This window comes from Chryseobacterium mucoviscidosis, from assembly GCF_002177115.1.
Taxonomy (GTDB): Bacteria; Bacteroidota; Bacteroidia; order Flavobacteriales; family Weeksellaceae; genus Chryseobacterium; species Chryseobacterium mucoviscidosis.
The window spans coordinates 66,237-93,059 of record NZ_MVAG01000108.1 but is presented as its reverse complement, the minus strand read 5'-3'; the positions used below and the strand labels follow the sequence as shown (position 1 = coordinate 93,059).

At 36.0% G+C, this 26,823-nt stretch carries 28 protein-coding genes; 21 read left to right on the top strand and 7 right to left on the bottom strand.

Annotation, left to right across the window (positions count from 1 at the left end):
* Positions 1–9 precede the first annotated feature (9 nt).
* From B0E34_RS08350 to fabF, 13 genes are all read left to right on the top strand, one after another.
* Positions 10–207, top strand: coding sequence for a hypothetical protein (locus B0E34_RS08350; RefSeq protein ID WP_087708617.1), 198 nt, complete (start codon positions 10–12; stop codon positions 205–207).
* A 10-nt stretch (positions 208–217) separates the two neighbouring features.
* Complete coding sequence (locus B0E34_RS08345; RefSeq protein WP_076391546.1) at positions 218–562, top strand: hypothetical protein; 345 nt, start codon at positions 218–220, stop codon at positions 560–562.
* A gap of 209 nt (positions 563–771) precedes the next feature.
* Entirely contained in the window at positions 772–2,319 is a 1,548-nt protein-coding gene (locus tag B0E34_RS08340) for a sensor histidine kinase (RefSeq protein ID WP_087708615.1), read from the top strand.
* Positions 2,320–2,404: 85 nt separating this feature from the next.
* Positions 2,405–3,091 (top strand): response regulator transcription factor, encoded by a 687-nt coding sequence (locus tag B0E34_RS08335; protein WP_027380477.1) that lies wholly within the window; start codon positions 2,405–2,407, stop codon positions 3,089–3,091.
* Positions 3,092–3,159: 68 nt separating this feature from the next.
* On the top strand, positions 3,160–3,807 hold the full coding sequence (locus B0E34_RS08330) for a hypothetical protein (protein ID WP_087708613.1): 648 nt from the start codon (positions 3,160–3,162) through the stop codon (positions 3,805–3,807).
* Positions 3,808–3,812: 5 nt separating this feature from the next.
* Positions 3,813–4,511, top strand: a complete 699-nt coding sequence (locus B0E34_RS08325) for a hypothetical protein (RefSeq protein WP_123956577.1) — start codon at positions 3,813–3,815, stop codon at positions 4,509–4,511.
* 31 nt (positions 4,512–4,542) lie between these two features.
* Positions 4,543–4,914: a hypothetical protein gene (locus B0E34_RS08320; protein WP_087708610.1), complete on the top strand. Its 372-nt coding sequence runs from the start codon at positions 4,543–4,545 to the stop codon at positions 4,912–4,914.
* Between the two features lie 110 nt (positions 4,915–5,024).
* Positions 5,025–7,715: a TonB-dependent receptor domain-containing protein gene (locus B0E34_RS08315; protein WP_087708608.1), complete on the top strand. Its 2,691-nt coding sequence runs from the start codon at positions 5,025–5,027 to the stop codon at positions 7,713–7,715.
* Positions 7,716–8,023: 308 nt separating this feature from the next.
* Positions 8,024–8,890, top strand: a complete 867-nt coding sequence (locus B0E34_RS08310) for a helix-turn-helix domain-containing protein (protein WP_087708606.1) — start codon at positions 8,024–8,026, stop codon at positions 8,888–8,890.
* A gap of 79 nt (positions 8,891–8,969) precedes the next feature.
* Complete coding sequence (locus tag B0E34_RS08305) at positions 8,970–9,389, top strand: OsmC family protein (RefSeq protein WP_087708604.1); 420 nt, start codon at positions 8,970–8,972, stop codon at positions 9,387–9,389.
* 704 nt (positions 9,390–10,093) lie between these two features.
* Entirely contained in the window at positions 10,094–10,699 is a 606-nt protein-coding gene (locus tag B0E34_RS08300; protein WP_087708603.1) for a TetR/AcrR family transcriptional regulator, read from the top strand.
* Between the two features lie 5 nt (positions 10,700–10,704).
* Positions 10,705–11,130: a PaaI family thioesterase gene (locus B0E34_RS08295; RefSeq protein ID WP_087708601.1), complete on the top strand. Its 426-nt coding sequence runs from the start codon at positions 10,705–10,707 to the stop codon at positions 11,128–11,130.
* Complete coding sequence (gene fabF, locus B0E34_RS08290; protein WP_087708599.1) at positions 11,131–12,372, top strand: beta-ketoacyl-ACP synthase II; 1,242 nt, start codon at positions 11,131–11,133, stop codon at positions 12,370–12,372.
* 175 nt (positions 12,373–12,547) lie between these two features.
* On the opposite strand, the gene B0E34_RS08285 is transcribed toward fabF, so the two are convergent.
* The 3 genes from B0E34_RS08285 to msrB form a co-directional block, all read right to left on the bottom strand.
* Positions 12,548–13,306: a murein L,D-transpeptidase catalytic domain family protein gene (locus B0E34_RS08285; RefSeq protein WP_087708597.1), complete on the bottom strand. Its 759-nt coding sequence runs from the start codon at positions 13,304–13,306 to the stop codon at positions 12,548–12,550.
* Positions 13,307–13,411: 105 nt separating this feature from the next.
* Positions 13,412–13,810 (bottom strand): DUF7079 family protein, encoded by a 399-nt coding sequence (locus B0E34_RS08280; RefSeq protein WP_087708595.1) that lies wholly within the window; start codon positions 13,808–13,810, stop codon positions 13,412–13,414.
* A gap of 14 nt (positions 13,811–13,824) precedes the next feature.
* Entirely contained in the window at positions 13,825–14,268 is a 444-nt protein-coding gene (msrB, locus tag B0E34_RS08275) for a peptide-methionine (R)-S-oxide reductase MsrB (protein WP_087708593.1), read from the bottom strand.
* 141 nt (positions 14,269–14,409) lie between these two features.
* Here msrB and B0E34_RS08270 point away from each other — a divergent pair, with 141 nt between their 5' ends.
* The 3 genes from B0E34_RS08270 (at position 14,410) to B0E34_RS08260 (ending at position 16,385) form a co-directional block, all read left to right on the top strand.
* Positions 14,410–15,654, top strand: a complete 1,245-nt coding sequence (locus tag B0E34_RS08270; protein WP_087708591.1) for a DUF445 domain-containing protein — start codon at positions 14,410–14,412, stop codon at positions 15,652–15,654.
* Positions 15,655–15,682: 28 nt separating this feature from the next.
* Positions 15,683–15,967: a hypothetical protein gene (locus tag B0E34_RS08265; protein WP_087708589.1), complete on the top strand. Its 285-nt coding sequence runs from the start codon at positions 15,683–15,685 to the stop codon at positions 15,965–15,967.
* 151 nt (positions 15,968–16,118) lie between these two features.
* The gene (locus B0E34_RS08260) at positions 16,119–16,385 is read left to right on the top strand and encodes a hypothetical protein (protein ID WP_123956575.1); all 267 of its coding nucleotides are present in this window, start codon (positions 16,119–16,121) and stop codon (positions 16,383–16,385) included.
* Between the two features lie 87 nt (positions 16,386–16,472).
* On the opposite strand, the gene B0E34_RS08255 is transcribed toward B0E34_RS08260, so the two are convergent.
* The 3 genes from B0E34_RS08255 to B0E34_RS08245 all read right to left on the bottom strand — a co-directional run bounded on the left by B0E34_RS08255 (position 16,473) and on the right by B0E34_RS08245 (position 19,563).
* Positions 16,473–17,510, bottom strand: a complete 1,038-nt coding sequence (locus B0E34_RS08255; RefSeq protein ID WP_087708585.1) for a quinone-dependent dihydroorotate dehydrogenase — start codon at positions 17,508–17,510, stop codon at positions 16,473–16,475.
* Between the two features lie 278 nt (positions 17,511–17,788).
* Entirely contained in the window at positions 17,789–18,484 is a 696-nt protein-coding gene (locus B0E34_RS08250) for a pseudouridine synthase (protein WP_087708583.1), read from the bottom strand.
* A gap of 23 nt (positions 18,485–18,507) precedes the next feature.
* Entirely contained in the window at positions 18,508–19,563 is a 1,056-nt protein-coding gene (locus tag B0E34_RS08245; RefSeq protein WP_087708581.1) for an alpha/beta hydrolase, read from the bottom strand.
* Between the two features lie 153 nt (positions 19,564–19,716).
* On the opposite strand from B0E34_RS08245, the gene B0E34_RS08240 reads away from it, so the two are divergent.
* The 3 genes from B0E34_RS08240 to B0E34_RS08230 all read left to right on the top strand — a co-directional run bounded on the left by B0E34_RS08240 (position 19,717) and on the right by B0E34_RS08230 (position 23,638).
* Positions 19,717–20,229 carry a hypothetical protein gene (locus tag B0E34_RS08240; RefSeq protein WP_087708579.1) on the top strand — a complete coding sequence of 171 codons (513 nt, stop codon included), beginning with the start codon at positions 19,717–19,719 and terminating at the stop codon, positions 20,227–20,229.
* A gap of 265 nt (positions 20,230–20,494) precedes the next feature.
* Entirely contained in the window at positions 20,495–22,036 is a 1,542-nt protein-coding gene (locus B0E34_RS08235) for a glycine--tRNA ligase (RefSeq protein ID WP_087708577.1), read from the top strand.
* Between the two features lie 84 nt (positions 22,037–22,120).
* Positions 22,121–23,638 carry a hypothetical protein gene (locus tag B0E34_RS08230; RefSeq protein WP_087708576.1) on the top strand — a complete coding sequence of 506 codons (1,518 nt, stop codon included), beginning with the start codon at positions 22,121–22,123 and terminating at the stop codon, positions 23,636–23,638.
* A gap of 44 nt (positions 23,639–23,682) precedes the next feature.
* Here B0E34_RS08230 and B0E34_RS08225 read toward each other — a convergent pair whose 3' ends face one another.
* The gene (locus B0E34_RS08225) at positions 23,683–24,984 is read right to left on the bottom strand and encodes a M48 family metalloprotease (protein ID WP_087708574.1); all 1,302 of its coding nucleotides are present in this window, start codon (positions 24,982–24,984) and stop codon (positions 23,683–23,685) included.
* Positions 24,985–25,066: 82 nt separating this feature from the next.
* Between B0E34_RS08225 and B0E34_RS08220 the strand changes: the two genes are divergently transcribed.
* Both B0E34_RS08220 and B0E34_RS08215 read left to right on the top strand, forming a co-directional pair.
* On the top strand, positions 25,067–26,200 hold the full coding sequence (locus B0E34_RS08220) for a serine hydrolase domain-containing protein (RefSeq protein WP_087708573.1): 1,134 nt from the start codon (positions 25,067–25,069) through the stop codon (positions 26,198–26,200).
* 4 nt (positions 26,201–26,204) lie between these two features.
* On the top strand, positions 26,205–26,816 hold the full coding sequence (locus B0E34_RS08215) for a YdeI/OmpD-associated family protein (RefSeq protein WP_087708572.1): 612 nt from the start codon (positions 26,205–26,207) through the stop codon (positions 26,814–26,816).
* The last annotated feature ends 7 nt before the right edge of the window (positions 26,817–26,823 follow it).

Sequence of the window (26,823 nt, the reverse complement as noted above, 5' to 3'; positions counted from 1 at the left end):
ACCGATTTTATGACACTCCTGATTATTTTCTTTGGTCTTGCGGTGGTATATTACCTTTTTCAGAAAAACAGAATCAACAGAATTGAAAAACAGGAATACCTCCGCGAAAGGAAGAATGAAAAATTCGAACAGCTTCTGGATCTCGCAAGAAAACAGGATACGGCAAGATCTGAAGAGCAGGACAAAAATAATAACACGGAGAATTGATTGATACATTATGATGAACGAAGCGGAATTATGGCAAAAAGTAGAGCAATTTTTCATTGAAAATTTCGATACGGAAAAAAATGCTCCGATAGAAACCTACCTTTTCCTGATCGGACTTCAGGAACTGGGAAGCGGACAGCAGAAATATACAAAAGATGATAAGGTGAATTTAATCCACATTGCAGTGTGCAGATTACTGGAGCCTTTCGGATATTATAAATTTTCGCATTACGACGACGACGGATATCCACACTTTGACAAACTGGAAGATCTTCCGGAACTGAAACCGAATGAGCAGCAGCTTTTAATGAAAAAAGCAATTATTCAGTATTTTCAGGATGAGGAAATACTTTAGTGATAAAAAAAGGAAAGTACATTTTACTTTCCTTTTTTATTTTAATGCACAGCGGTTGTTATAATAAAAAATTAAAAATTTATAAAAAAATGTTAAATAACGTGTTTTTAAGAAAAATTACACAATTTATTGGCGCGTTTTTTGTTTATCAAGTCATAAAATAATTAATTTTAACACTCATTATTTCAAAATCGATTAAAATAAAGTAAATGAATAATAAGTTCATCCCAATAATTTCGGTGTTTATGACAATTTCACTGATTGTCTTTGTTACGCTCCAGTTTTATTGGCTGAAAAATTATTACGGTGCACTGGAACAGGAGTTTTCCAATAAAGTGTATTCCGCATTGGAAAGTACTTCCAAAAACATGGAAGAAATTGAAGTAGATAAATATTTAAATATTGACAATAAAGATTTCAGAAACAATATTTTAGCAAACAGCGATCAGCCTACGTTAACGACGATTCAGCAGGTAGAAGATTCCGGAACGCAGAGACAGATCATTTACTCTAAAAATATTATTGAAAAAAGTCAGCTTCCGATTTCCAAACAGGGAGATTCCATCAAGCTTACAAAATTGTATTCTGACGAAGCGGCATATAAAATAAAAAGAGATACGACCAGTCGTGAAATTCTTACCGCAGACATTAATCAGGATCTGGAGAATGGAGATTATGCGATGAAGGAATATGCGAAGATTATAGGAAATAATTTACCGATCAGCAAAAGAGTTGATGCAAAAATTTTAGATTCAGTTATTACCAAAGAATTAAAAATCAGAGGAATCAGCGCGAAATTCGGCTATGGAATTATTGATAAGAATAATAATCTTACCAAAGTTTTTAATAAAGATTATAAGGAGAAAAAAGACAACAATACGTATAGTTATCCGCTTTTTACAGATCAGAAAGAAAGAACACTTTACAGTCTCGCTCTGGTATTTCCAAAGAAAGATTATTCTTTAGCCATGAACAACTGGCCGATGCTTTTGGGAACTTTTCTTTCGCTTCTTACCATTTTGGGAATTTATATTATTTCCATTAATTATATGATGAGGCAGAAAAAACTGGCGGAAGTGAAAACGGATTTTATCAACAATATGTCTCACGAGTTTAAAACTCCTTTGGCAACAATTTCTGTGGCAACAGATTCTTTGGCGAATGATAAGATTGCAACCAATCCGGAAAAGGTAAAATACTATTCGGAACTGATTAAGCAGGAAAATCTGAGGATGAAAAAGCAGGTGGAAAACGTTCTGAATATGTCTAAACTTGAGCGTAATGAGGTAAAATTATTCCTGAAAGAAACCAATGTAAGAGAACTCATCAGAAGAACGGCGGAATCTTTCAGCCTTATTGTAAAGCAGAGAAACGGTACACTGAGAGAGGAATTCAATGCAACGAATTATAATTTTAAAATTGATGAATTCCACATCTCGAATATGCTGGTAAATCTTTTGGACAACGCCAATAAATATTCGCCGGAAACGCCTGAAATCTCAATTAAAACAAGAAATGAAGGACATTTTTATGTAATTGAAGTTTCGGATAAAGGAATGGGAATGGAAACCCAGAATAAAACGAAAATTTTCGAAAAATTCTTCAGGGAAGAAACCGGAAATATTCATAATGTAAAAGGACAGGGTTTAGGACTTTCCTATGTTAAAAAGATTGTGGAACTCCATAAAGGACAGATTATTGTAGATTCACAAAAAGGAAAAGGAAGTACATTTACAATAAAGCTTCCAATGGCGTAGATAAAAATTTAACCAATAAACAAATATTAGAAAAGAGGAGAATGACTTGTTCATTCAAAATTATTAACGATTAATAGTTAAAACTATGAGCAACAGAATATTATTAGTAGAAGACGACCAGAGTTTTGGGGCAGTGCTGAAGGATTATTTAACGATAAATAACTTCGAAGTTACTCTTGCTACAGACGGAGAACAGGGATTGAAAGAATTTACGGAAAATGAATTCGATATCTGTATTTTCGACGTGATGATGCCTAAAAAAGACGGTTTTTCATTAGCAGAAGACGTAAAAAAAATAGATAAAAATACACCGATCATTTTCTTAACCGCAAGAAATATGAGAGAGGATATCTTAAAAGGATATCAGTTGGGAGCAGATGATTACATTACAAAACCATTTGATACAGAGCTTCTTTTATATAAAATTAAAGCAATTCTGCAGAGAAGTTCCACGTTGGAAAATGAAGAGCAGGAACAGTTCAAGATCAGCAATATTTTCTTTGATTCTATGCTGAGACAACTGAGAGTTGGCGATAACGAATACAAGCTTTCTCCAAAAGAAAATGAACTATTGAAACTTCTTTGCATCCACAGAAACGATTTCATGCCGAGAGACTTGGCGTTGAGAAAGATCTGGAAAAAAGAAAACTATTTTACGGCAAGAAGTATGGACGTTTATATTGCTAAACTTCGTAAACTTCTGAAAGACGACGAAGGACTGGAAATCATCAACGTACACGGAGAAGGATTCAGACTTTTGGTTAAGAATTAATTCTAAAATATCACTATTATTATAAAATTGGCAAAGCATTTAAAAATGTTTTGCTAATTTTGTTTTATATGAAAAATACATTGTTAGGCATACTTGCCATTTCTATATTTGCTGTATCGTGTAAGAAGGATGAGAGAGCTACTTATCTTAAAGAAGAAACCGGAGTTCAGCAGGCTCCTGTAGCGGTTAATCAGGCTCCTAAAGCTTCTATTCTGGATCAGGCGGGAATTAAAACAACAACAGGATCTGGAACTTCCACCGTTACTTCTCCCGGAATGAATCCGCCACACGGTCAACCCGGCCACAGATGCGATATCCCGGTCGGACAGCCATTAAATTCGGCTCCTGCACAACCTCAACAGGGAACTCAGAATGTTGCGGTAAATGCTCCGCAGGGACAGACCATTCAGATAGATCCAAATTCTTTACAACCCGGAAAATTTGCCGTAGACCAAAGCGGAAAAGCAAAAACCGTTAAAACTCCGAAAGGGATGAATCCGCCTCACGGAGAACCGGGACATCGATGCGATATTCCGGTAGGACAACCTTTGAACAGCAAACCGGCTCCGATTCAGCAGCCTGTACAGCAGAATATGGCACAAAACACTCCCGCTCCCGCTCCAACCCCTGCTCCAACAGGTCCGAAACCGGCGGTAAATCCTCCGCATGGAGAACCTTGGCATGACTGTGCGAAGAAAGTTGGAGAAGCCCTGTAAGAATTATGCTTGTTTACGACGTCAGCCAGAACATCAGCGAAACCATTCATGAAGATTTTCTGATGAATAGTCTTGATCGATGTATTAAGCCACATGATCATAACTTTTTTGGTCTTGAATATCATGTCTCCGTAACATTGCGGGACAAGACGTTTCTTCCCTGTGTGACTTTAAGACATCTGGGAAAAGCGATACAGTTACAGTTTGAAAGACTGCACAAAACATATTATTCGGGAGTAACCGCCAGAAACCAATTACCTCAGGATTACGTTCAAAAAGATATTATTGAAGGCTTGATAGTTCAAGACAATACAGTTTCTCTGTCAGATATTGAGAAGATCGAAAAGTGTAAATATTCTTTTCCCGAAGAATTTCAGAAAAAATTCAGTTTTTACCCCACCCATTACTTTCTTGCTCAATTTGGTGACGGAAGTTTTGAAAATTTTCGTGGCTCCGAAACAGGATTTTATGAGGTTCCCGCTAACAGAGATTTGGAAGATATTGTAGAAATATTTAATTCAACTTTAATACTCGAAAACGGAAATATTATTGAATTAAAAAACTATATGGATTGGAAAAAAAACGAGAAAGAGTTTAAAAGAATTCATTTGGGAAAACCTTTTTTCGCCTGCTATTTTGGAGGATATGAAGAAAAAGATTTTGAAGATAAGTTAGCCAAAATCCGAATTAATTTTAGAGAATAACCATCATCATTAACATTTTTCCTACCTTTGTATGGTGAAATTTATTCAGTTTATATTCGTTATCTTTTGTCTGGGAATTTTTTTAGTTCCTAAAGACAGTTTCTATGCACAGAATATGCAGGAAAACTGTTGCAAAAAAGATTCTGAAATGAGCTGCTGTAAAAAAGATCACTCCCAAAATTCCGAAAACAATCATCACGAAAAAGAGCAGAAATCAAATTGTAACGACGATTGCTGTTCAACGTGTTTAGCCTGTTATACTTTTATAGAAACTCCTTTTTCAAAGAGTTTACAGTTAGAATATTCATATTACAAATCGAATAAAAATTCACAGTTCGAATATTCGGATCCTTATCTTTCAAGCCGTTTAAAAGAAATCTGGCAGCCGCCAAAAATAGCTTAATTAAAAATAATGTTACTAAACATCGGTTGACCGGCATCAGAATGACTGGTTATCGACCTGATGTTTATATTGCAGCATTCAAGCTTTAATTAATCTAAATTTTAAACAAAATGAAATTATATATTTCCAGGATTATTCTTGGTGTATTCTTATTATCCGTACAATGTATTTTTGCCCAGAATCTTTCTAAAAACCAGTTCAAAGTAAAAGGAAACTGTGAGATGTGCAAAGAAAGAATCGAAAACACTGCTAAGAATGCAGGCGCAAAAACAGCAACCTATTCAATTGATTTACAGACATTAACTATTGAAACAAACAACAATGCTTCTTCTGATGAAATCTTAAAAAAAGTCGCCGAAGCAGGTCATGACAATGAAAAATTCAAAGCCTCTGCTGAAACGTATGAAGCTCTTCCCGGATGTTGTCATTACGACAGAAATTTACAGCCGCAAATAATTGATAATCATAAAATTCATACTAAAAAAGAGACTGAGTTTTATGTGAAAGGCAATTGCGAATCCTGCAAAGCAAGAATTGAAAAAGCGGCAAAAGATGCAGGAGCAGATTCCGCAGAATGGAATGCTGAAAGACAAATTGTAACGCTGAATTTTGATTCGAAGAAAACATCATCAGACAAAATTTTGAAGAAAATTGCGGAAGTTGGGCATGATAACGAGAAGTATAAATCCAGCGAAAATACCTATAAAAACCTGCCTTCCTGTTGTCTGTATGACAGAGAAACTCCTTTTGGAGAAGCAAATCCGAAAGTTCATGCGGAAGAAGTAAATCCTTCAGAAAACACAGATCACGCTGATCATCATGAAGCGGGTGAAAATCACAGTAGTCATGAAAAAAATATAGAAGGTGTTACTGTAAACGGATCAAAAGCAGCAACGTCTTTAAACAAAAAAGAGGCAGGGCTTATTTTTAATATTGATAAAAAAGAATTGCTGAAAGCAGCCTGCTGTAACCTTTCTGAAAGTTTTGAAACCAACGCAACGGTTGATGTTTCTTTCAGCAATGCCGTTACAGGGACAAAACAACTGAAAATGTTAGGTTTAGATCAAAAATATACGAGCCTGACAAAAGAATTACTTCCCGAAATTCGTGGCTTGGCTTCCGCTTACGGACTGAATTTCATTCCCGGAAGATGGATTGAAAGCATTCAGCTTACCAAGGGCGGAAGCACCGTAACGAACGGTTATGAAAGCATCACAGGACAAATTAATACAGAACTTCTGAAAAATGCAGAAAAGCCGGAAACTTCACTGAATTTATTTTCAGATTTTAACGGAAGAGCAGAAGCGAATATCACCAGTGTTTCGCCCATCAATGAAAAATGGTCACAGACATTTTTGCTGCACGGAAACGGAACTTTTGGAGATACGGATATGAATGATGATGGATTTCTGGACAGACCGAAAGGAACTCAGTTAAATGCAGCTTATTTACTGAATTACAATGATTTGGAAAACTCAGGATTGGGTTCGCATTTTGGAATTAATTTCATCAAAGACGAAAGAACTTCGGGACAGACCGGATTCGATAAAAAAGTGCCACAGGAAAAGCAATCGCTGTACGGAGTTGGAATTGATATCTCCAGATTTCAGGTTTGGAATAAAACTGGATATGTTTTTAAAGGAAAACCCTACCAGAGTCTGGGCTGGATGAACCAGTACACTTTTCATCAGCAGGACAGCTTTTTCGGACTGAGAAATTATTCCGGAAAGCAGCAGACGTATTATTCCAATTTAATTTTTGAAAGTATTTTGGGAAATACCAATCATAAATATAAAGCCGGAGCAAGCTTCATGTATGATGGATATGACGAAAACTATTTAACCTCGACCATCAAAAGAAACGAGATTGTTCCGGGAGCTTTTGCGGAATATACTTTAACAGGTTTAAAATACACCTTAGTTGCCGGAGCGAGAGTAGATTTTCATAATCTTGCCGGAACGCAGTTTACACCGAGACTGAATTTTAAATATGATTTTACCCCGCAGACGATTTTGAGACTTTCCGCAGGAAGAGGGTTCAGAACAGCCAATATTTTTGCCGAAAGTCAGCAGTATTTTGCATCCGGCCGATCTATTCAGGTATTGCAGAACGAAGGGAATATTTACGGTTTAAGACCTGAAATTGCCTGGAATTATGGAGCCAGTTTACAGCAGGAATTCAAGCTTTTCGGAAGAAAATCTACCGTTGTTGCTGATTTTTTCAGAACGGATTTTCAGAATCAGGTGATGGTGGATCTTGACCGGTCTCCTCAACAATTAACTTTCTATAATCTTGACGGAAAGTCTTTCGCCAATTCTTTCCAGACTCAGTGGGATTTCATTCCTTTCAAAAATTTTGAGGTGAGACTGGCTTACAAATATTACGATGTTCAGGCAGATTATCTGGATGGAAGACGTGAAGTTGTTCCTTTCATGGCGAAACACAGAGGTTTTGTGAATTTTGCCTACTCTACCAACAAAAACAGCAAAGGTGGATTCTGGAGTTTCGACACCACACTGAATGCAGTCGGAAAACAGAGGCTTCCCAATACTTCATCGAATCCTGCTGAATTTCAGCTTCCAACCTATTCTGAATCCTATGCGGTTTTAAATGCACAGATTTCAAGGAATTTCAATAAGAAAATCAGGGCGTATTTAGGAGGAGAAAATTTAACTTCCTATTATCAGAAAAACGCCATTGTTGATGTTAAAAATCCTTTCGGAAATTATTTTGACGGCGGAATGGTATATGCTCCGATCATGAAAGCTAATTTTTATGTGGGACTGGATGTTACTTTTTAAGTTTGAGATTTTGAGGGTTCTAGCGTTAGTGAGTTGGAGTAGTAAGCCAAAAACCAGAACTAATATTAGTTGCAATTAGTTTAAACCATTAAGATTTCTGTTAAGGAGTTTAGAATATTAAGATGAGCTTCGCTTTTTTAGTTTTATCCTTATTAAAATCAATTTGATTTTCTAAACTAACTTAACTACTTAAATCCTCTTAATGTTTCAGAAAATTCAGCAATCAAGCTTATATTATTAAGCATGGTTTCAATAATTTAATAGTGTTGGAATCATGCTTTTTTGTACATTTATAGGAAAGCAAAAGGATGTCGCAAACACTTATCTTTGAAGACCAGTACAAGAAACTGGGATTCGAAACTTTTTCCGAAAACAATCTGCACGATTTTAAAGACAACAAGTACAAATCTGAAATTAAAATTTTCTATATTCCTGCAGGATACGACCTGTCTGTGGATTTCAGACATTATAAAACCGAAAATCCGGCTCTATTTTTTCTGACGAATCAGCATCTGCAAATTGAAAAAGGAAGCAACGAATCTCATTTGATCTATTATAACCGGGATTTTTACTGCATTCAGATTCATGATAAGGAAGTCGCCTGCGACGGACTGCTTTTTCATAACGTGTTTGAAATTCCTTTTGTTGAACTCGATGCCGAAGAAAATTCTGCAATTCAACATTTATTTCAAAACATTAAAAACGAACTGGAATGGAAAGATTCTTCCGCAGAGGAAATGATCCGAACCTACGTTAAACAAATCATCATTCGCGCCACCAGAAAATGGAAAAAGCAGAATCTGAATAATGATGAAATAAAAATTCCGGCGCACGAACTGGATATTTTCAGGGATTTCAGCCGTTTGCTTGAAGTTTATTTTCGGGAAAAACATAATGTGGCTGATTATGCAGAACTGCTTCATATTTCTCCAAAGACACTCACGCATAAATTCAAAAATCTGAATCTGGAATCTCCTAACCAGTTTATCATCAGCAGAATTTTATTGGAAGCCAAAAGGCTTTTATTTTATACCGATAAACCCGTAAAAGAAATCGCTTACGATCTGGGCTATGAAGATCCTGCTTATTTCAACCGTCTTTTCACGCAAAAAATCGGAAGTACCCCTGCAAATTTCAAAAAAAATTACAATTCGGGAAAAAAGTACAATAGTTAGTTCTTTTTGTGTATTTATCTGGAACGAAATCTGCAATACCTTTGTCACATCAAAATAACAATATTAAAACAAAAACATTATGAGACGTAACGCAACAGCCGTTTGGAACGGAACTATTAAAGAAGGAAAAGGACATCTTACCACACAAAGCACCACTTTAAACCAGACTCAGTATTCATTTAACAGCCGATTTGAAGACGGAGTGGGAACAAATCCTGAAGAATTACTGGCAGCGGCTCACGCAGGATGTTTTACCATGAAATTAAGTGCAGAGCTTTCTCAGGCAGGCTTTACTCCGGAAGAATTAACGACAAAATCTGTTATTACTTTAGATCCGAGCGCAGGAAAAATTACAAAATCTGAATTGACATTAACAGCTAAAGTTCCCGGAATTTCAGAAGAAGAATTCCAGAAATATGCAAAAATTGCGGAAGAAGGCTGTCCGGTAAGTGCAGCATTCAATTTCGAAATTACTTTGGAAGCTACTTTGGCTAACTAAGAGTTTGAACGATTAAGATTTTAGTTAAGAAATTAAGACTATTAAGCTCTTCACGTAAATTATTTAAAATCTTAATATCAACATGAATAGGAACGGGCTTCAGCCCGTTTTTTCATTAAAAGAACAAATAAAAGACTTTAGCCAAAACTTAAAAAACTGAAGATTCAACTTAATTAACCTCAGTTCAGGATAAGAAATAAAATTTAAACAATTGATTTATAGCATTATATTTATTTATCGCAAAGAAAAACAAAATTTTTTTTTACTTATTGAAAGTTTGTAAGCTAAACAAAGGCACTTCGTTTATTTAAAAAAGACAAAAATGGTATTACTTTGATAAGTTTTACGACTTTGTATATCTTAAAAGCTGAATTCCTGATAATTGAATCTCTTTGTTTAACCTTGCGGTTAAGAAGACTTATCCCGAACTCAGGTTAGTTAAGAAGTTAAGACTATTAAGCTCTTCACATAAATTATTTAAAATCTTAATATCAACATGAACAGGAACGGGCTTCAGCCCGTTTTTTCATTCAAAAAATAAACCATAAGGCTTTAGCCAAAATTTAAAAAAAAATATTCAACTTAATTAATCTAAACTTCTTACAAGAAATCTTAATGGTTTAATATAGACGGATACATTTAATCTTATTATAAAATATACCGATTGGTATATTTTTGTATCTTTGCAGGAATTCAGCAGAAAAATGTCAAAAGCAGAAAAGACAAAACAATTCATCATTGAGCAAACCGCCTCTTTATTTAATACCAAAGGCTATACCTCTACATCCCTTTCGGACATTACAAAAGCGACGGGTTTAACCAAAGGAAGTATTTACGGAAATTTTGAAAACAGAGATAAAGTAGCTCTTGAAGTATATCAGTTCAACGCAGGAATGCTGAAGAAAAATATGCAGAGATCTTTCGGTGAAGAATATCCTACGATGTCTGCCAAACTGTATGCTTTTATTGCATTTTACAGAAAAAACTGGAAAATTGTCTTCCAAAACGGCGGCTGTCCGCTAATGAATGCAGCGACAGAATGTAATGACTCCTTTCCGGAACTGAGAAAAAAAGTAAGACATTCGTTTGAAGACTGGATAAAAAGCATCTTAAATATTATTATTGAAGGACAAAAAAGCGGAGAATTCAAACCTGAAATTAATGCGGAGGAATTTGCATCCTTATTCATCATGATGATTGAAGGCGGTATTCTTTTATCCAAAACCACAGAAGACGAAAAATATCTCAACATCGCCTTAGACAGGATCTTACAGGTTATCGACAAAGAAATTAAACAAAATATCTCATAATTCATATGGATAAATTACAAATCATAAAATCATTCGTCGGAAAAGAGTTTACAGCATCTCCTTCCCCATTTATGAAATGGCTGAATCCTGTTGTCCTTTCGGCAGAGGAAGGACAGTTGGAATTCCAGTACAAGGTAAGGCAGGAATGGCTGAATCCGATGGGAAATCTCCACGGCGGAGTTACCGCAGCTATTTTTGACGATGTTATCGGAGCCACTATGTTCTCTTTAAACGAAAAAAACTTTATCGTAACCATAAATAACAGCATCGATTATTTTTCAACAGCAAAAGAAAATGATAATATTGTAGCTGAAACGAAAATCATCAAAAGAGGAAAGCAGTTTGTGAACGCACAGTGCGAAATCTGGAATGCAGATAAAACGCGCCTTATTGCAAGAGGAACCTCTAATTTATTCAAAATCAGTAACTAAATGAAAAGAGTTGTCATTACAGGACTTGGCGCAGTAACGCCTTTAGGAAATAATGTTGAAGAATTCTGGAACAACAGCATCAACGGCATAAGCGGAGCCAACAAAATCACCCACTTCGATACAGAAAAATTTAAAGTTCACTTTGCCTGTGAGGTTAAAAATTTTGATCCGAAAGTCCATTTAACACATAATGAAATCAAAAGAAGTGATCTTTTTTCCCAATACGCGATGTATTCCACAGCGGAAGCTTTAAAAGATTCCGGATTGGAGCTTGAAAAAATGGATCCTTTCGACACCGGAGTAATCTGGGGAACCGGACAGGGCGGAATGTGGACGTTCGAAAGTGAAGTAATGGAGTTTACCAAAGGAGACGGAACGCCAAGATTCAATCCTTTCTTCGTTCCTAAATTTATCGCCAACATGGCTTCGGGAATGATTTCAATGAAATTCGGACTTCAGGGAATCAATTATACAACCATTTCAGCGTGTGCAACCGGAAATACTGCTTTGATGGATGCTTTTAACTACATCAGATTAGGAAAAGCCAAAGTGATTGTGAGCGGTGGTTCTGAAGCTGCAATTACTCCTGCCTCAGTTGGTGGTTTCTCTATTATGAAAGCCATGTCTACAAGAAATGATGATTTTGCCACCGCAAGTCGTCCTTATGATGCAGACCGAGATGGTTTTGTGATGGGAGAAGGAGCGGGAGCCTTAATTCTTGAGGAATACGAACACGCTAAAGCAAGAGGCGCAAAAATTTACGCAGAATTGGTGGGAGCAGCAATGACAGCCGATGCCTATCACATGACAGCACCTCATCCCGATGGAGTCGGAGCCATTAAAGCGATGCAGTTGGCTCTACATGAAGCAGGAATCAACACCGAAGATATTGATTATATTAATCCTCACGCTACTTCTACTCCAATAGGAGATTTGGTTGAATTAAACGGAATCAATAAATTATTTAAAGGAAGTAAAAATCTTGACATTAGTGCTACAAAATCCATGACGGGACATTTGCTGGGAGCTGCCGGAGCCGCGGAAGCTATTCTTTCAATCAAAGCGATAGAAAAAGGAATTATTCCGCCAACCATTAATCTTCACAGGATTGATGAAAACATCCCGAAAGACCTGAATATTGTTTTTGGAGAAGCGAAAGAAAAGAATATCAATTATGCATTGAGTAATGCTTTTGGTTTCGGAGGACATAATGCCACGTTGATTTTTAAGAAGTTTTCTTAAGCTTTTTGAATAAATCTCTGGAAGATTGAGCAGATAAAACAATTCTATATCATCCGCTCTCAATCAAAGAAAAAATAGTAATTCAGTAGATTCTTCCTTCGTCAGAATGACAAACGTGCAGGAAATTTTTAATTTAATAGAAATAAAAAAAGCAGTCAAACCGACTGCTTTTCTGTTATGCTTTCAACCACTCCGATTTGGAAAGGTAATTCTCATCCGGATAATAAATAAAAAGAAGATTTCTTCCTTTAATGGTATTAATGATCGGTTTTGTTAAATCTCTCGGAACGGCGGGACAACCCCAACTTCTGCCGATTCTTTTGTGCATGGCGGCAAATTCTTCGCTTACATAATCTGCGCCGTGCATAACGATGGCTCTTCTGTACGCTGCATCATTAAATCCTTTGTCCATTCCAAGTAATCTAAGAGAATAGCCGTTGTCGCCGTCGTACGTTGCATCCGTGATATAAAATCCTAAGCTGCTCTGCAACGAACTTTCCGTGTTAGAAAAATTCGTAGCAAATTCTTCGCCTGTATTTTTTCCGTGTGCAACCAATGAATTAAACAATACTTTTTTCTCATTCATGTCAATTACCCAAAGTCTTTTTGTGTTCGAAGACATAGAAAAATCGCATACCGTAAGTAAATGCGAATCTCCGTTAAGCAAACCTGCTTTCTTCATATTTTCAAAACCTGTTACTGCTTTGAAAAAAACTTCCTCATTAAGTTCGTGTCCCTGCTCGAAAACAATAGATCTGTATAATTCTTCTGATGAACTTACTGCTGTTGCCGCAGATTTCTCAGATTTCGTGTCGGCTAATCTTACAATTTTTTTTGTACTGATTTCATTCTTTTCGATTGCCTTTTTTGGAGACAAATAGAATGAAGTAGTAACGATGTAAGCTGCACCTAATAAGCTATACAATGCTTTCATTCACTATTTCACTATTATGTTAAATCCAATTGAGTCAGCAAATGTATAAAACATAATTAGGGTAAGCGCAATAACTCCACAAAGTTTAACGCAATTTAAGAAATTTTAACTACCAGATAATGAGCTACTTCTTATTTTATTATATAGATATTCAATTTCATCCCAATATTCTTCATTGATGTCTTTATATACCATATAAACCCATTCAACAGCCAGTAAATCTAAAGGTTTTTTTGATTCTACCCACTCTATAATACTATTTATAGTTATCTTTTCATCAAACGCAAACCATTCGCCTGCAGGATGCAGCAAATTTGAAAAAAGTACAGGAAAAACTTCATACTTATTAATTTTTTTCACCTCATCAAAAGTATACGAGCTTTGGAATATTGTGGTAGCTATATATTTTAAATGAAAATCCTGTTTTAATTCCGTATCCAAATAAAGATCAGATAATGCAATCCAAATAGGTTTCCGTTCATCAAAATTAATAACTTCTTTCATAGCTCATCATGATATTATTTTTCAGAATCTGCAACAAATTCCAGACTTACGGAATTCATACAGTAGCGCAATCCCGTTGGTTGAGGACCATCATCGAAAACGTGTCCCAAATGCGAATCGCATCTTTTGCAGAGTACTTCTACCCTTTCCATTCCGTAGGTAGTATCTCTTTTGTAATACACTCCTTCTTTATCTGCTTCAAAAAAACTTGGCCAGCCACAACTGCTCGAAAATTTTGAAGTGGATCGGAATAAATGGTTTCCGCACACCGCACAGTAATATTCTCCCAATTCATCAAATTCATTGTATTTTCCGGTGAATGGTCTTTCCGTTGAGGCTTCTCTGGCAATGGCATATAAATCCGGAGACAGGATTTTTCTCCATTCTTCATTTGAAATATCGAGTTTTGAAGTGTCTGTTCTGGAGTAGTATGGATTGTTTTTTGCTTGGTTTTCCATAGAATTTTAAATATTTTTTATCAAAGACAAAATGTAAGCATCAAAACCGGTGCCTTTGAGAAATGAAAATAACGAATTAAAAATTTTTACAACAATATTAACAGATGAAATTTCACAACCAAATTTACTAAATTTGAGGATATGAATGATGAAGCCAAAAGAAAACAGCTCAGAAAATACAAAGCATTTGCCACAGGATTATTTGTGTTGATGGCAGTTCTGTTTATCGGAACAACCCTATTGCAAAAAACCATAGACTCGCACTGGATAGGTTACGTTCGTGCCTTTTCCGAGGCGGCAATGGTGGGAGCTTTGGCAGACTGGTTTGCCGTAACAGCCCTTTTCCGCCATCCGCTCGGATTACCGATTCCGCACACCAATCTTATTGAAAACAGCAAACAGAAACTGGGAGACAATCTGGGAAATTTTGTCGTAACCAATTTTCTTTCTCCGGAAAACATCAGACCTTATATCCAGAAATTAAAAATCTCGAATTTTGTGGGAGAATGGCTCGGAAAAGAAAAGAATCAGGATGTTTTGCTTAAAAATCTTTCGGATATTGTTCTGGATATTTTAAATAAGCTCGATGACTCGGAAGTAAGCCGTTTTATCAGCAAAAAAGTGTCTGAAATGACAGATACCATCAAACTGAACGCCATTTTAGGCAACGGAATCAACTATCTTTTAGACAAAAACGATCATCAGAGGATTATTACCAATCTTTCTTCTCAGATTAAAAATTACATCGCTGAAAATGATGAAATGATTAAAGACCGCGTGAAAAAAGGAAGCTATACTTTTATCCCTGCTTTTGTGGATAATAAAATTGCTGATAAAATTACCTCCGGACTTTCAGATTTTTTCAAAGAGATTGAACAAGATCCGAACCACGAAATACGAAATCTGATCACCCAGAAAATCTATGATTTCTCCAATGAACTCAAACAGGATCCGAAATGGGAAGAGGAATTCAAAAACATTAAAAATGATCTCCTCAAAAACGACAAGCTGAATGAATATTCCAACGACATCTGGATTTCCATTAAAAATACGTTAACGAAAGAACTTCAGGACGATGAATCTTCATTAAAGAAATATTTATCTAAAAATCTGAATGAATTTTCACAGAATTTAAAAAATGACGAAAATTTTCAGAAAAAAATCGACGACTGGGTTCGTGTTACCGCTTACAAATATATTCTAAAAAATACCCATCAATTCGGAAACCTCATCAGTTCTACCGTCGGAAACTGGCAGGGAAAAGAATTAAGCGAAAAGCTGGAGCTGGAAGTAGGGAAAGATCTTCAGTTCATCCGTGTGAACGGAACGATCGTCGGTGGTTTGGTGGGGCTGATTATTTATACGATTGCGCATTTTTTCTTGTGACCATTTTAAATTAAGTTAAAATCAAACCATGAAAAAAACACTCTCACTGTTATTTTCTTTAAGCATAACATTTTTACTTTGCCCAAAAATTGAATTAAAAAAAGTAATAGATTGTTCTCAAATTTTCAAAGGAAAGATTGCCGGAAATCCTGTCACAATGCAGTTGATCTATGATGGAATTATCGATTATCATCAGTATCAGCATTTTGTGAAAGGTTGGTATTATTATGATAAATACAAAAAGAAAATTCCCTTGACGGGAGTTTATGATTTGGCTAATTTACATCTTTATAATTTTGGAAGTCAACATTAAAAAACATCGGACTCATTTTCAATTGACTGTAGACGTGAAAAATGCTTCAATTACAAAGTCAAGATGAAAAATTAACATATTTTATAATTTTTTTTTGTTTTTCTTATTGAAAGAAAAGAGTATTTTCGAGATTGATAAATATCTCATTAATATGAAAAAATTATTAAATGGAGCAACTCCATTATCAAGAAAAGCTCTAAAAGAAATAACAGGTGGATTAACAAATTTAGTAGTATATGATCCTGACAACAATTATTGTCAAAGTGCACTTGAAATTGTTCCTGTAGGATGTCCTTGTAATTCTAAAAGTATTTGCCCACAAAGATTCGGACCAGGTGCTATAGGAAATAATTCAGGACCAGCTACATTAGCGGGCGCATGCATTAATGGTGTTTGTGCAGGTTCTGTGAATCCTTAAGTAAAACTTTCAACTACTAAACAGTAGTTTTTGAATTACTGTTTAGTAAAAAAGTTTATTATACTTCTATATTTTTATCGTTTCAACTTATCTTGGTAAACGACTAGCTCTCGTCAAAATCGCCTTATTAATATCATTAATCAGTTGCGGACCTTCGTAGATAAATCCTGTGTACAACTGAACCAACGTTGCTCCTGCATCCAGCTTTTCGAGTGCATCTTTTGCAGAATGAATTCCGCCAACTCCAATAATTGGGAATGCTCTGTTACTCTTATCAGACAGATATTTAATCATTTTTGTGCTTCTTTCACGAATCGGTTTTCCGCTAAGACCGCCATTTCCAATTTCTGCTAAAACTTCAGGTGACGTTTTCAGACCTTCCCGGTTCACGGAAGTATTGGAAACTACAATTCCGTCGATCTTTGTTTCTGCAATCAGCTCAATAATTTCATCTAATTGATTGGTATTCAGATCCGGAGCAATTTTCAGCAGAATTGGTTTCTGTACAGATTTCGACTGGTTGATTTTTTTCACTTCCGTAATCAGTTCACGAAGGTATTCTACATCTTCCAGTTTGGCATGGCTTCCTACGTTCGGACAGCTTACATTCAGCACAAAATAATCTACGTAAGGATGAAGCCCTTCAAAACATTCCAGATAATCCTGCGTGTAATTTTCGGGAGAAGTATTTGTATTTTTTCCGATGTTTCCACCGATGATAATTTTTCCCTTGTTGCCTTTCAGTTTTTCAATCGCTGCTTCTAAACCGTCGTTATTAAAGCCCATTCGGTTGATAATTCCGCCATCTTCAATTAAACGGAACAGTCTTTTTTTAGGATTTCCCGCCTGAGCTTTCGGCGTTACGGTTCCGATTTCTACAAATCCAAAGCCTAAATCTCCCAGTTCATTAAATAAAACCGCATTTTTATCGAAACCTGCCGCTAAACCCACAGGATTTTTAAATTTCAAGCCAAAAACTTCTCTTTCCAGACGTTTGTCTTCAATAGGTTTTGGAAAAAATAATTTGGTAAGAAATCCGAAATTTTTAAGCATCGAAAAAGTAAAATGGTGTACTTCTTCAGGATCAAATTTGAAAAGAATCGGACGAATGAGCGATTTGTACATTGAAAAAAAGTTTTACAAAAGTACTCATTTTAAAATTAATGTTCGGTTAATGTATGATATTTTATGGAAAAAGATATTATCAATGGTATCTATAAAACATAAGATCTGTGTAATGTGCTAAAGCTACGATCGTTTGTTAAATTGCTTTCAGGAGCTATTTCCCGCTTTCCATTACAATCTTTTTTTGCAAAAAAGGATTTTCATTACAATCGGGGCTAAACCTCGGTCATTAATTTAAATGTGAGAAGTCTTCACAAAGTTGATGGAAGTTTAAGAAATTAAGAATATGCGCTCAAATCCAGTTTCAAAATATCCCCTACTTTTTTGAAATCCTCATCAATAGTCGCATTTACCGTAATTCTTTCGTTGGAAAAAGGATGATTAAATGTCAGTTGATGAGCGTGAAGCGTCATTTTATTAATGTCAAATGTCTGAAGCCATAATTTATTCTGTTTATTACAGCCATGTTTCCGACAGCCTAAAATGGGGTGTAAAATGTGTTTAAAATGTTTTCTCAACTGATGAAATCGTCCCGTTTCGGGGATGGCTTCTACCAGACAATATCTGGAAGTCTGATGCTTTAAAAAGGGCAAATCGATCTCCGAAGTCTGCAGACGGCGATAGGATGTTATTGCATTTTGCGTAATTTCGTTTTCGTTAACCAGATCATAATCAATCGTTTCCTCTTCTTTTGTCCAACCCCTAAGAATGGCAATGTATTTCTTTTCAACCAGTTTATTCTCAAATTGGGTACTCATCATTCTCAGCGTTTCTTTATCTAAAGTAAACAGCAAAACACCCGAAGTTTTCCGGTCTAAACGATGGACAGGATACACTTTTTGCCCGATCTGCTTTCTCAGCTCCTGAATCGCATACGTATCCGCTTCTCCGGAATAAAAAGATTTATGAACCAACAATCCGCTCGGTTTGTTGATGGCAATAAGATGTTCGTCGCGATAAAGAATTTCTAACATCCGGCAAAAGTAGAAGTTTTATATTATTCTTCAAACTTAAGATGTGTATTAAAAAACGGCAGCATCTGATTTTCAATTCTTCCGTTTTCCTTGCTTACTTCGCTTCCGTGCGTTCCGATGTATTCCTCAGCTTCATGTTTTATACCGAGTAATTCCAGTGTTTTGCTGAAATTCAGGCAGCTTGGCGGAATGTGTTTCAGCTCGTCGTTTCTACCCCAGTCGAATTTTATGGCTTTTAATTTTTTCAGATTTTCATATTGTGAAAAAGGCAGTTCTGAAGTGGAATTCCTGTTCATTTCGTCTAAAATGGCTGAATTAATCCTTACATTTTCACCTTCAAAAGAAAATGGAAGATCTGCAAAAAAGGGAGCTTTATTTTTATTTCCGTTGTAAGCTCTTGCGATGGCAAAGACAATATTTAACCTTGCATTTTCCGGTTTGGATACATCCTGAATGTTTTTAATTTGATCAGCATTTTTATAGAGTTCCATTTCTGAAAGTGCAAAGAAACGCGCGTCTAAAATTCCGGGTGACAGTGCATACACAGAAGAAAAAACTTCGGGATGAAGAATTGCATTTCTCAGCGCTCCGTTTCCACCCATAGAATGTCCTGAAATTCCGCGGCTGTCTTTGTTTGCTATTGTTCTGTAATTTTTATCAATAAAATCGACCAGCTCAACAGAAGTGAAATCTGACCAGTTTCCTGAAGATTTTGAGTTGGCGTAAAAACTTCCTTTGAAAATGGTACTTTCATCGGGCATAACAACGATAACGGGGTTTATCTTTTTTGAATAAATCGCCCGATCAAAAAGATGATTGATCTTATCGTTGTTCACCAGCAAACTGTCGCTCCAGAAAAAACCGTGTAAAAAATAAATAACGGGATATCTTTTGGAGGATTTTTCATAATCCGGCGGAAGATAAACGGTTACTCTTCGCTTAGGATTTTCTTCTGCATTATTCTGTAATGTTTTAGCGGTAATATAGGTTGTAACGATCTTTCCCCCAGAAATTTTCTGTGCAGATAACAAATGGTTCACCAAAAGGAAAACAATAATTAATAATCCTGATTTTTTCATGACTCAATTTTGATAAAGCAAATTACGACAAATTGTCTCAAATTAAGACAATAACAATTAAAATGATTTCATACCTCTGATATTGAAAAAAATTAACATTTTAAATTCTTTTGATAAAAGAGAGAATCTTTATTTTCGCGCAAATTTTTAACTATGAAAAAGCTATTTTTTACTTTACTGGTGAGCATTTTTCCATTAATTTCTTTTGCCCAGAATTCAGATTCACTGAAGTTGGGAAAATCCAACAGAGAGTTTTTTATCAAAGGAGATCAGAAATTTAAATTTTCCGAGTATAAAAAAGTGTTCACCAATCCTGAAGCGCTGAGCTATATGAAGAAAGCAAACACGAACAGTACGGTTTCTCAGATTTTCGGAGCGATTGGCGGTGGTTTTATCGGTTTCGGATTAGCAAAACAGATATTACGTACCAAAACGGCTTATCACAATGGTGTAGCCTACAAAGTAAAAGATAAAAGCGGTTGGGGATTGGTAGGAATCGGAGCCGGATTTGTGGGAATCGGGATTCCTTTTGCGATCAGTTCCGGAAAAAATCTGAAGAAAGCTGTGGATACGCAAAACCAAAATCCGGAAGGAGGAGAGGCAAAAACCGCTTCTTACAGGTTAGACATCACAGGAAACAGCATCGGATTATCCTACAATTTCTAAAATATACAAGAGCAGTTTTTACAACTGCTTTTTAAATGCTGTTCTTAGTAGTCCTGATTGAACGGCATGTCTGAGCTCTTTTTCTGTTTTCAGCGCGGCGGCTCCGCCGCGCTGAAAACAGAAAAAAGCGAGTAGTGAAAGCAGATTCCCGACTCCTGAAATTTAAAAATGTAAATATTTGCTGTCTATTGACGGCTTTTTTTATTGAATTTCATGGAATTGGGATTCAAATTCATATTTTTGCACTTTCAGACGTTAAAAAATTATGGCAAAGCAAGAAGATGTTTTCAAGAAAGTGATTTCTCACGCTAAAGAATATGGTTTTATTTTCCCTTCGAGTGAGATCTACGATGGTTTATCCGCTGTTTATGATTATGGACAAAACGGAGCCGAGTTAAAAAATAATATCAAGCAATATTGGTGGAAAGCGATGGTACAGCTTAACGAAAATATTGTGGGTATTGATTCGGCGATCCTGATGCACCCAACTACATGGAAGGCTTCGGGGCACGTAGACGCTTTCAACGATCCATTGATTGATAATAAGGATTCTAAGAAACGTTTCAGAGCAGATGTTTTGGTGGAAGATTACTGTGCTAAAATTGAAGATAAGGAGAACAAGGAGATTGAAAAAGCAGCGAAAAGATTCGGTGATGCTTTTGATAAAGAACAGTTTGTGGCAACAAATCCAAAAGTTTTGGAATACAGAGCCAAAAGGGAAGCAATCCTTTCCAGACTGGCAAAATCTTTAGAAAATGAAGATCTTGCTGATGTAAAAGCGTTAATTGAAGAGCTGGAAATTGCTGATCCTGACACGGGTTCTAAAAACTGGACGGAGGTAAGACAGTTCAACCTGATGTTCGGAACTAAATTAGGGGCTTCTGCAGATTCTGCAATGGATCTTTATTTAAGACCGGAAACTGCGCAGGGAATTTTCGTTAATTTCCTGAATGTACAGAAAACCTCCCGTCATAAGCTTCCTTTCGGTATTGCACAGATCGGAAAAGCGTTCAGAAACGAGATTGTTGCAAGACAGTTTATCTTCAGAATGCGTGAATTCGAACAGATGGAAATGCAGTTTTTTGTTGCTCCGGGAACAGAGCTTGAGTTCTACGAACAGTGGAAGCAAAAGCGTCTGAACTGGCACAAAGCTTTAGGTTTGGGTGACGAAAATTACAGATTTCATGATCATGAAAAACTGGCTCATTATGCAAATGCTGCAGCAGATATTGAATTTAATTTCCCTTTCGGTTTCAAAGAACTGGAAGGTATTCACTCAAGAACGGATTTCGATTTAAAAGCGCATGAAGAATTCTCAGGCAGAAAACTTCAGTTCTTCGATCCGGAAAGAAACGAAAACTATGTTCCGTATGTGGTGGAAACTTCGGTTGGTTTAGACAGATTATTCCTTTCTATTTTTTCTCACTGCTTAAGAGATGAAGTTTTGGAAGATGGTTCCGAAAGAACGGTTTTATCTTTACCTCCGGCTTTAGCACCAATTAAAGCAGCGATTCTTCCGTTAATGAAGAAAGACGGATTAGCAGAATATGCAGAAAAAGTTTTTAATGATTTAAAATACGATTTCAATTTATTCTACGAAGAAAAAGATGCGATCGGAAAACGTTACAGAAGACAAGACGCTATTGGTACACCTTACTGTATCACGATCGACCACGATTCTTTAACCGATCATACGGTGACGATAAGAGACAGAGATACGATGGTTCAGGAAAGAGTTCCGGTTTCAGAGTTGAGAAGAATTATCGACGAAAAGACAAGTTTCAGAAATTTACTTTCTAAAATATAGACCGAAAGCCTTGAGAAATCAGGGCTTTTATTTTTTTAAGAACATATCCCCGAATTTGCTATTTTTGAAATTCAAATTTTAACCATGAAAAAATTAACACTTTTGGTTTTTGGTCTTATTCAGACAATTGCTTATTCTCAGACTCAGGATCTGGCTTCTTTAGCCTCAGGCAAAAATGTAGGGATGAATGCGCTGTTTGATACCAAAGACAATCTTTACGGCTATGTTTCTATCTATTCCTACGGAAAAACTGACAATAAAAAACAGAAATTCGAATACGTCATATTAGATAAAAACCTGAATCCGGTTGCCAATAAAGAATTTGAAGCGGGACTTCTGGTTTCCAATTATTTCGGATATGTGGATTTTAAAGGGCAGATTATTCTTCAGCCTTCGGACATCAATTATCTTCAGGCTTTTTCCAAAGATGCAGCGGCTCCGGTTTCTATGGTTATTGATCCTAAAACCAATACAGTAAAGCCCAAAGTGTATTACGATTATCAGGAAGACGGAACGTTTAAAGAAATCTCACAGCCCAAAACTTTTAAAGAAGAAAGAAAAGAAAACCGCGCCGAGAAGAAAGAGAAAGGCTACAATTATGTTTCCGTGGTCGGAGAAATTAAAGAAGGTGGTTATCTGGCTTTAGAATACAACGATTACGGAAAATACATCAATAAAAACAGCCTGATAAAATTTGATGATAATAAGAAAGAAATCTGGCGATACAGCTACAATACAAACGGAGATAAAAAAGTATTTTCCGACCTTTCCATTTTGGAAAAGGACGAAAACCGCATCTACGGAATCCTGAGAAAGGTGAACGATGACGACAAAACATTCTCTCTTGTAGTGATTGATATGAAGACAGGAAAAGAACTTTCCAACAAACCGATAACGGGACTTTCTCCGGAAACCATTTATAATATTGATGCTTTAAGCGGAATTGATAATGATAAAACTTTTGATGATAAAGTAGTTTTGCTGGGAAGAAATTATATTTCCAAAGAAAACAGAGGCTTTGCAAGATTTATCCTTGATAAAAACAATTATAATGTAGATCTGAAAACCATCAGCTACAAACCGGATCTTTCCAACCACATTCCAAAGCTGAGCGCAGACGGAGGCGTAGAAAACGGCTATTATCTTCAGACAAAGGATGCGTATTTTATGAGCGACGGCAGTGTGGGAATTCTTTCGGAGAAATTCAAACCAGCGGGACAGTACAATGCTCCGAAAACAACTGATCTGGTTTACATTAACACCGATAAAGATTTTAGGGTAAAAGATGTACAGGTTTTTGAAAAAGAAAAATCGAAGTGGGTAAACAGCGATTATCTTTTTTCTCAATATCTGAATGACGGAAAAGATGTTGTCTTTTTCTTCCGCGATTATCAGAAAGATCAGGTAACCAAAGAAAAGAAGTGGAATCTTTTTATCAATACGATTATTGACGGGAAATTCAAGCAGGAAGTTGTTCCTATTTCAGAAAAAGATAATTATGTGGTAACGCCGTATGTTGCGAAAGAAGGCTACATTCTGCTTCGCGAGTTCAACGAAAAAGAAAAATTCAATAAAATCCGCCTGGAAAGACTGAATTATTAAGAGTTGATTTAAATTTTATACTCAATAAGAATCCTGACCTTCGGTCAGGATTCTGTCGTTTGATAATAATCTGCAATATTTTTAATTTCATCAAGACTCAGGTTCCACATAAAGTTCAGGAACTGCTGATAACTTTCACTTTGATTTTTGGGATCTACCCGATCTAAATATCGATTTAAATTGTAGTTTTTTCTCGCTTCATAAATCTTGGCAAAACATTTTCCGAGCCAGTTTTTATAATACTTTTCCTCTTCATTATCCTGCAAAAACTGAAGACTCGCATAAATTCCGACTCCGTAATCTTCCGAATGATAAAAATTAGGCAAAGTTTCCATTCTTGCGATTTTTTCTACCGTAGAATAAGAATCGGAAGGTTTTTCATCCGGAACATCATTTTTAAGTTCAGGAAATACTTTTTTGAGGTTATTGATTCTTAAAACCATTTCAGGATGCGATTTCAAGGAATCTTTATTCAGTTTTTCTTTGAAATGATTGTAATTATACAGAGAAAAATCTTCTTTTTTCAGCCATTTGTCTTTAAATTCCTGCTTCGGAAGATTAAAATATTTTTTATAGGTTTCCACTTTCAGCTCTCTTGGCGAAATGGTATCAAAATCTTCCAGTCTTTTCAGGGCATTAACGTATTCAGCTTTTTTAAAATCGCTGTTTTTAAAAACCACATATCCTAGAGAATCTGCCTGCATTTCCTGCTTTCTGTTTTCCGCCCCTTTTCTGTAGATTCTGTTTTTCATCACATCAAAAGCCCTCTGATTACGGTTTTCCTTCGTCGATTTTATATCCTGAACCACCATTTTGTCCATTTTATCCTGTTCGATCATGCTCAGAAAAGTTTTCAGCGTATGCTCGGAAATTTTATGTCCTAATTCATGGGAAATTACGGCAGCAAGCTGATCGTCATTATTCAGCCAGTTGAAAAGCCCCATATTGATGACAAAAGTGCCGTCTGCAAAACAGTATGCATTCGGAGTGTTGTCTTTGGCGATAAGAATTTTTAAATTTTGCGGAATCTGGGAATTGTTTTTTCTTAACCGTTCGATAAGATTTTTAACCTTTGCATCAAACACAGAATTGAAAGCAAAATCTTTTTCCTTTACTTTTTTTTCAAACTCTTTGTCGAATTCTTTATAAATTTTAGAAAGCTCATTGCCCGTCTTTCCGGGATAATCGGATCTGCTTTTTTTACTTAAACTTTCGGTATTCGCCGTGAAATTTCTCAGAAATTCTTTTCTCTGGGCATAATCTGCCGTATCGAGAGGTTTATACATCTGTCCGAAAGCGGTGATAACGAAATGGATAAGCAATAAGGAAATTAGTTTTTTCATCATCTTTTACATCAATAATCACAAAAATAAATCATTTCGTTTCATGTTTTCAAATTTATTTTAAATTTGTTTAAGATCAATTGCTATGACAATTCTTATTTATTTTGTGACATTTATTGTCATTGCCGTACTTCTCTTTTATGTTTTGGGATATGGTTATATTTTCAACGGAATATCCAAAACCTATTTAAGGGGAAAACTCAGCGCCAATATTGATGACGGTACCTTGTTTTCCGGCAACCTCATCGCTACAGAATCTCCTGAACTTTGGGAGGAATCTCCCGAATACAACAAAAAACAATTACCGAAAAATATCGTTGAAGATTTAACACATTCCAATAGCGCATCTTTTATTGTGGTGAAAAACGGAAAGCTGCTTCACGAAGAGTATTGGAACGGCTACAATCAGCTATCGAAAACCAATTCTTTCTCTATGGCAAAAGCAGTTACGGTAATGCTTTTGGGCAAAGCACTGGAAGAGGGAAAAATTAAAAGTCTTGATGATAAGTTTTCGGATTATTTTGAGGAATTTAAAAATAAAGATTTTGCTAAAAATTTAACGTTAAAAAATCTGGCTCAGATGGAATCGGGACTGGACTGGGATGAAAATTACAAAAATCCTTTTCTGCCCAATGCGAAAGCTTATTACGGAAAAAATTTAATGAACGCCACTTTTTCAAGGAAATTTAAAGAAAATCCGGGAGAAAGATTTGAATATCAGAGCGGTTCTACGCAGCTTTTAGGGTTTGCCATTAAAAAAGCTGTCGGACAGTCCTTGGCAAGTTATTTATCCGAAAAATTCTGGATTCCGATGGGGATGGAACAAAATGCAACATGGAGCACGGATGAAAACGGAATGGAAAAAACATACTGCTGCATTCATTCCAACTCCAGAGATTTTGCAAAACTGGGGCAGTTATTTCTTAACGACGGAAAAGTTGAGGATAAGCAAATTTTAAATCCGGATTTCATCCAGACAATGCGTACTCCGACTAAAAATTCTGAGGAAATTTACGGAATGGGATTCTGGATCAATCATGACAATCCTATAAAGCATTATTATTTTTTGGGACTTCAGGGACAATACATCATTATGATTCCGGAACATGATATGGTGATTGTAAGGACAGGAAGCTATAATAATCTTCCGAAAAACGATAGAGGAAGACCGGATCAGGTGAAATTTCTGGTGAATGAAACGGTAAAAGTATTTCAATAAAAATATGGAAAAATACAGCCCAAAAGTTGATGAATACATTGAAAAATCTCAGGATTTTGCAAAACCTATTCTGAATTATATCCGAGAAACCATTCACGAATTCTGTCCTGATGCAGAAGAAGCAATCAAGTGGAAGTTTCCCACATTCCTGTATAAAGGGAAGATTCTTTGTTCAATGGTTGCTTTTAAACAATACTGCAGTATGGGATTCTGGCTTCATGATGAGATGACATCGCTGAAAGAGTTTGAAACGGAGGCTGAAAAAACGAATATGTTCAGCCTGGGTAAAATTACAGAAACAGAAAATCTTCCTTCAAAACCTCAGCTTAAAAAGATGATTACTGAAGCGATGGAACTGACAGATATGGGCGTTACTTTGAAAAAAGCAGCTCCATCGAAAACAGAAACAGAGGTTCCTGATTATTTTCAAAATGCTTTGAATGAAAATGAAAAAGCTCTGGAAATTTTTAAAAAAGCTTCGCCCTCTTTCCGTAAAGAATATATCAACTGGATCACAGAAGCTAAAACGGAATCAACCAGAAACAAAAGAATGGATCAGGCTTTAGAGTGGATCTCTGAAGGAAAAGGCAGAAACTGGAAGTATGAAAAAAGGTAGTTTTACA

Bases quoted from the DNA above. Each gene is read 5' to 3' on its own strand.
- B0E34_RS08315 (WP_087708608.1), top strand. From the start codon at position 5,025: ATGAAATTATATATTTCCAGGATTATTCTTGGTGTATTCTTATTATCC.
- msrB (WP_087708593.1), bottom strand. From the start codon at position 14,268: ATGGAAAACCAAGCAAAAAACAATCCATACTACTCCAGAACAGACACT.
- B0E34_RS08220 (WP_087708573.1), top strand. From the start codon at position 25,067: ATGACAATTCTTATTTATTTTGTGACATTTATTGTCATTGCCGTACTT.
- B0E34_RS08215 (WP_087708572.1), top strand. From the start codon at position 26,205: ATGGAAAAATACAGCCCAAAAGTTGATGAATACATTGAAAAATCTCAG.
- B0E34_RS08245 (WP_087708581.1), bottom strand. From the start codon at position 19,563: ATGAAAAAATCAGGATTATTAATTATTGTTTTCCTTTTGGTGAACCAT.
- B0E34_RS08260 (WP_123956575.1), top strand. From the start codon at position 16,119: ATGAAAAAATTATTAAATGGAGCAACTCCATTATCAAGAAAAGCTCTA.
- B0E34_RS08345 (WP_076391546.1), top strand. From the start codon at position 218: ATGATGAACGAAGCGGAATTATGGCAAAAAGTAGAGCAATTTTTCATT.
- B0E34_RS08340 (WP_087708615.1), top strand. From the start codon at position 772: ATGAATAATAAGTTCATCCCAATAATTTCGGTGTTTATGACAATTTCA.
- fabF (WP_087708599.1), top strand. From the start codon at position 11,131: ATGAAAAGAGTTGTCATTACAGGACTTGGCGCAGTAACGCCTTTAGGA.
- B0E34_RS08235 (WP_087708577.1), top strand. From the start codon at position 20,495: ATGGCAAAGCAAGAAGATGTTTTCAAGAAAGTGATTTCTCACGCTAAA.
- B0E34_RS08295 (WP_087708601.1), top strand. From the start codon at position 10,705: ATGGATAAATTACAAATCATAAAATCATTCGTCGGAAAAGAGTTTACA.
- B0E34_RS08300 (WP_087708603.1), top strand. From the start codon at position 10,094: ATGTCAAAAGCAGAAAAGACAAAACAATTCATCATTGAGCAAACCGCC.
- B0E34_RS08255 (WP_087708585.1), bottom strand. From the start codon at position 17,510: ATGTACAAATCGCTCATTCGTCCGATTCTTTTCAAATTTGATCCTGAA.
- B0E34_RS08280 (WP_087708595.1), bottom strand. From the start codon at position 13,810: ATGAAAGAAGTTATTAATTTTGATGAACGGAAACCTATTTGGATTGCA.
- B0E34_RS08250 (WP_087708583.1), bottom strand. From the start codon at position 18,484: ATGTTAGAAATTCTTTATCGCGACGAACATCTTATTGCCATCAACAAA.
- B0E34_RS08305 (WP_087708604.1), top strand. From the start codon at position 8,970: ATGAGACGTAACGCAACAGCCGTTTGGAACGGAACTATTAAAGAAGGA.
- B0E34_RS08325 (WP_123956577.1), top strand. From the start codon at position 3,813: ATGCTTGTTTACGACGTCAGCCAGAACATCAGCGAAACCATTCATGAA.
- B0E34_RS08230 (WP_087708576.1), top strand. From the start codon at position 22,121: ATGAAAAAATTAACACTTTTGGTTTTTGGTCTTATTCAGACAATTGCT.
- B0E34_RS08335 (WP_027380477.1), top strand. From the start codon at position 2,405: ATGAGCAACAGAATATTATTAGTAGAAGACGACCAGAGTTTTGGGGCA.
- B0E34_RS08350 (WP_087708617.1), top strand. From the start codon at position 10: ATGACACTCCTGATTATTTTCTTTGGTCTTGCGGTGGTATATTACCTT.
- B0E34_RS08285 (WP_087708597.1), bottom strand. From the start codon at position 13,306: ATGAAAGCATTGTATAGCTTATTAGGTGCAGCTTACATCGTTACTACT.
- B0E34_RS08265 (WP_087708589.1), top strand. From the start codon at position 15,683: ATGAAAAAAACACTCTCACTGTTATTTTCTTTAAGCATAACATTTTTA.
- B0E34_RS08270 (WP_087708591.1), top strand. From the start codon at position 14,410: ATGAATGATGAAGCCAAAAGAAAACAGCTCAGAAAATACAAAGCATTT.
- B0E34_RS08310 (WP_087708606.1), top strand. From the start codon at position 8,024: ATGTCGCAAACACTTATCTTTGAAGACCAGTACAAGAAACTGGGATTC.
- B0E34_RS08240 (WP_087708579.1), top strand. From the start codon at position 19,717: ATGAAAAAGCTATTTTTTACTTTACTGGTGAGCATTTTTCCATTAATT.
- B0E34_RS08225 (WP_087708574.1), bottom strand. From the start codon at position 24,984: ATGATGAAAAAACTAATTTCCTTATTGCTTATCCATTTCGTTATCACC.
- B0E34_RS08330 (WP_087708613.1), top strand. From the start codon at position 3,160: ATGAAAAATACATTGTTAGGCATACTTGCCATTTCTATATTTGCTGTA.
- B0E34_RS08320 (WP_087708610.1), top strand. From the start codon at position 4,543: ATGGTGAAATTTATTCAGTTTATATTCGTTATCTTTTGTCTGGGAATT.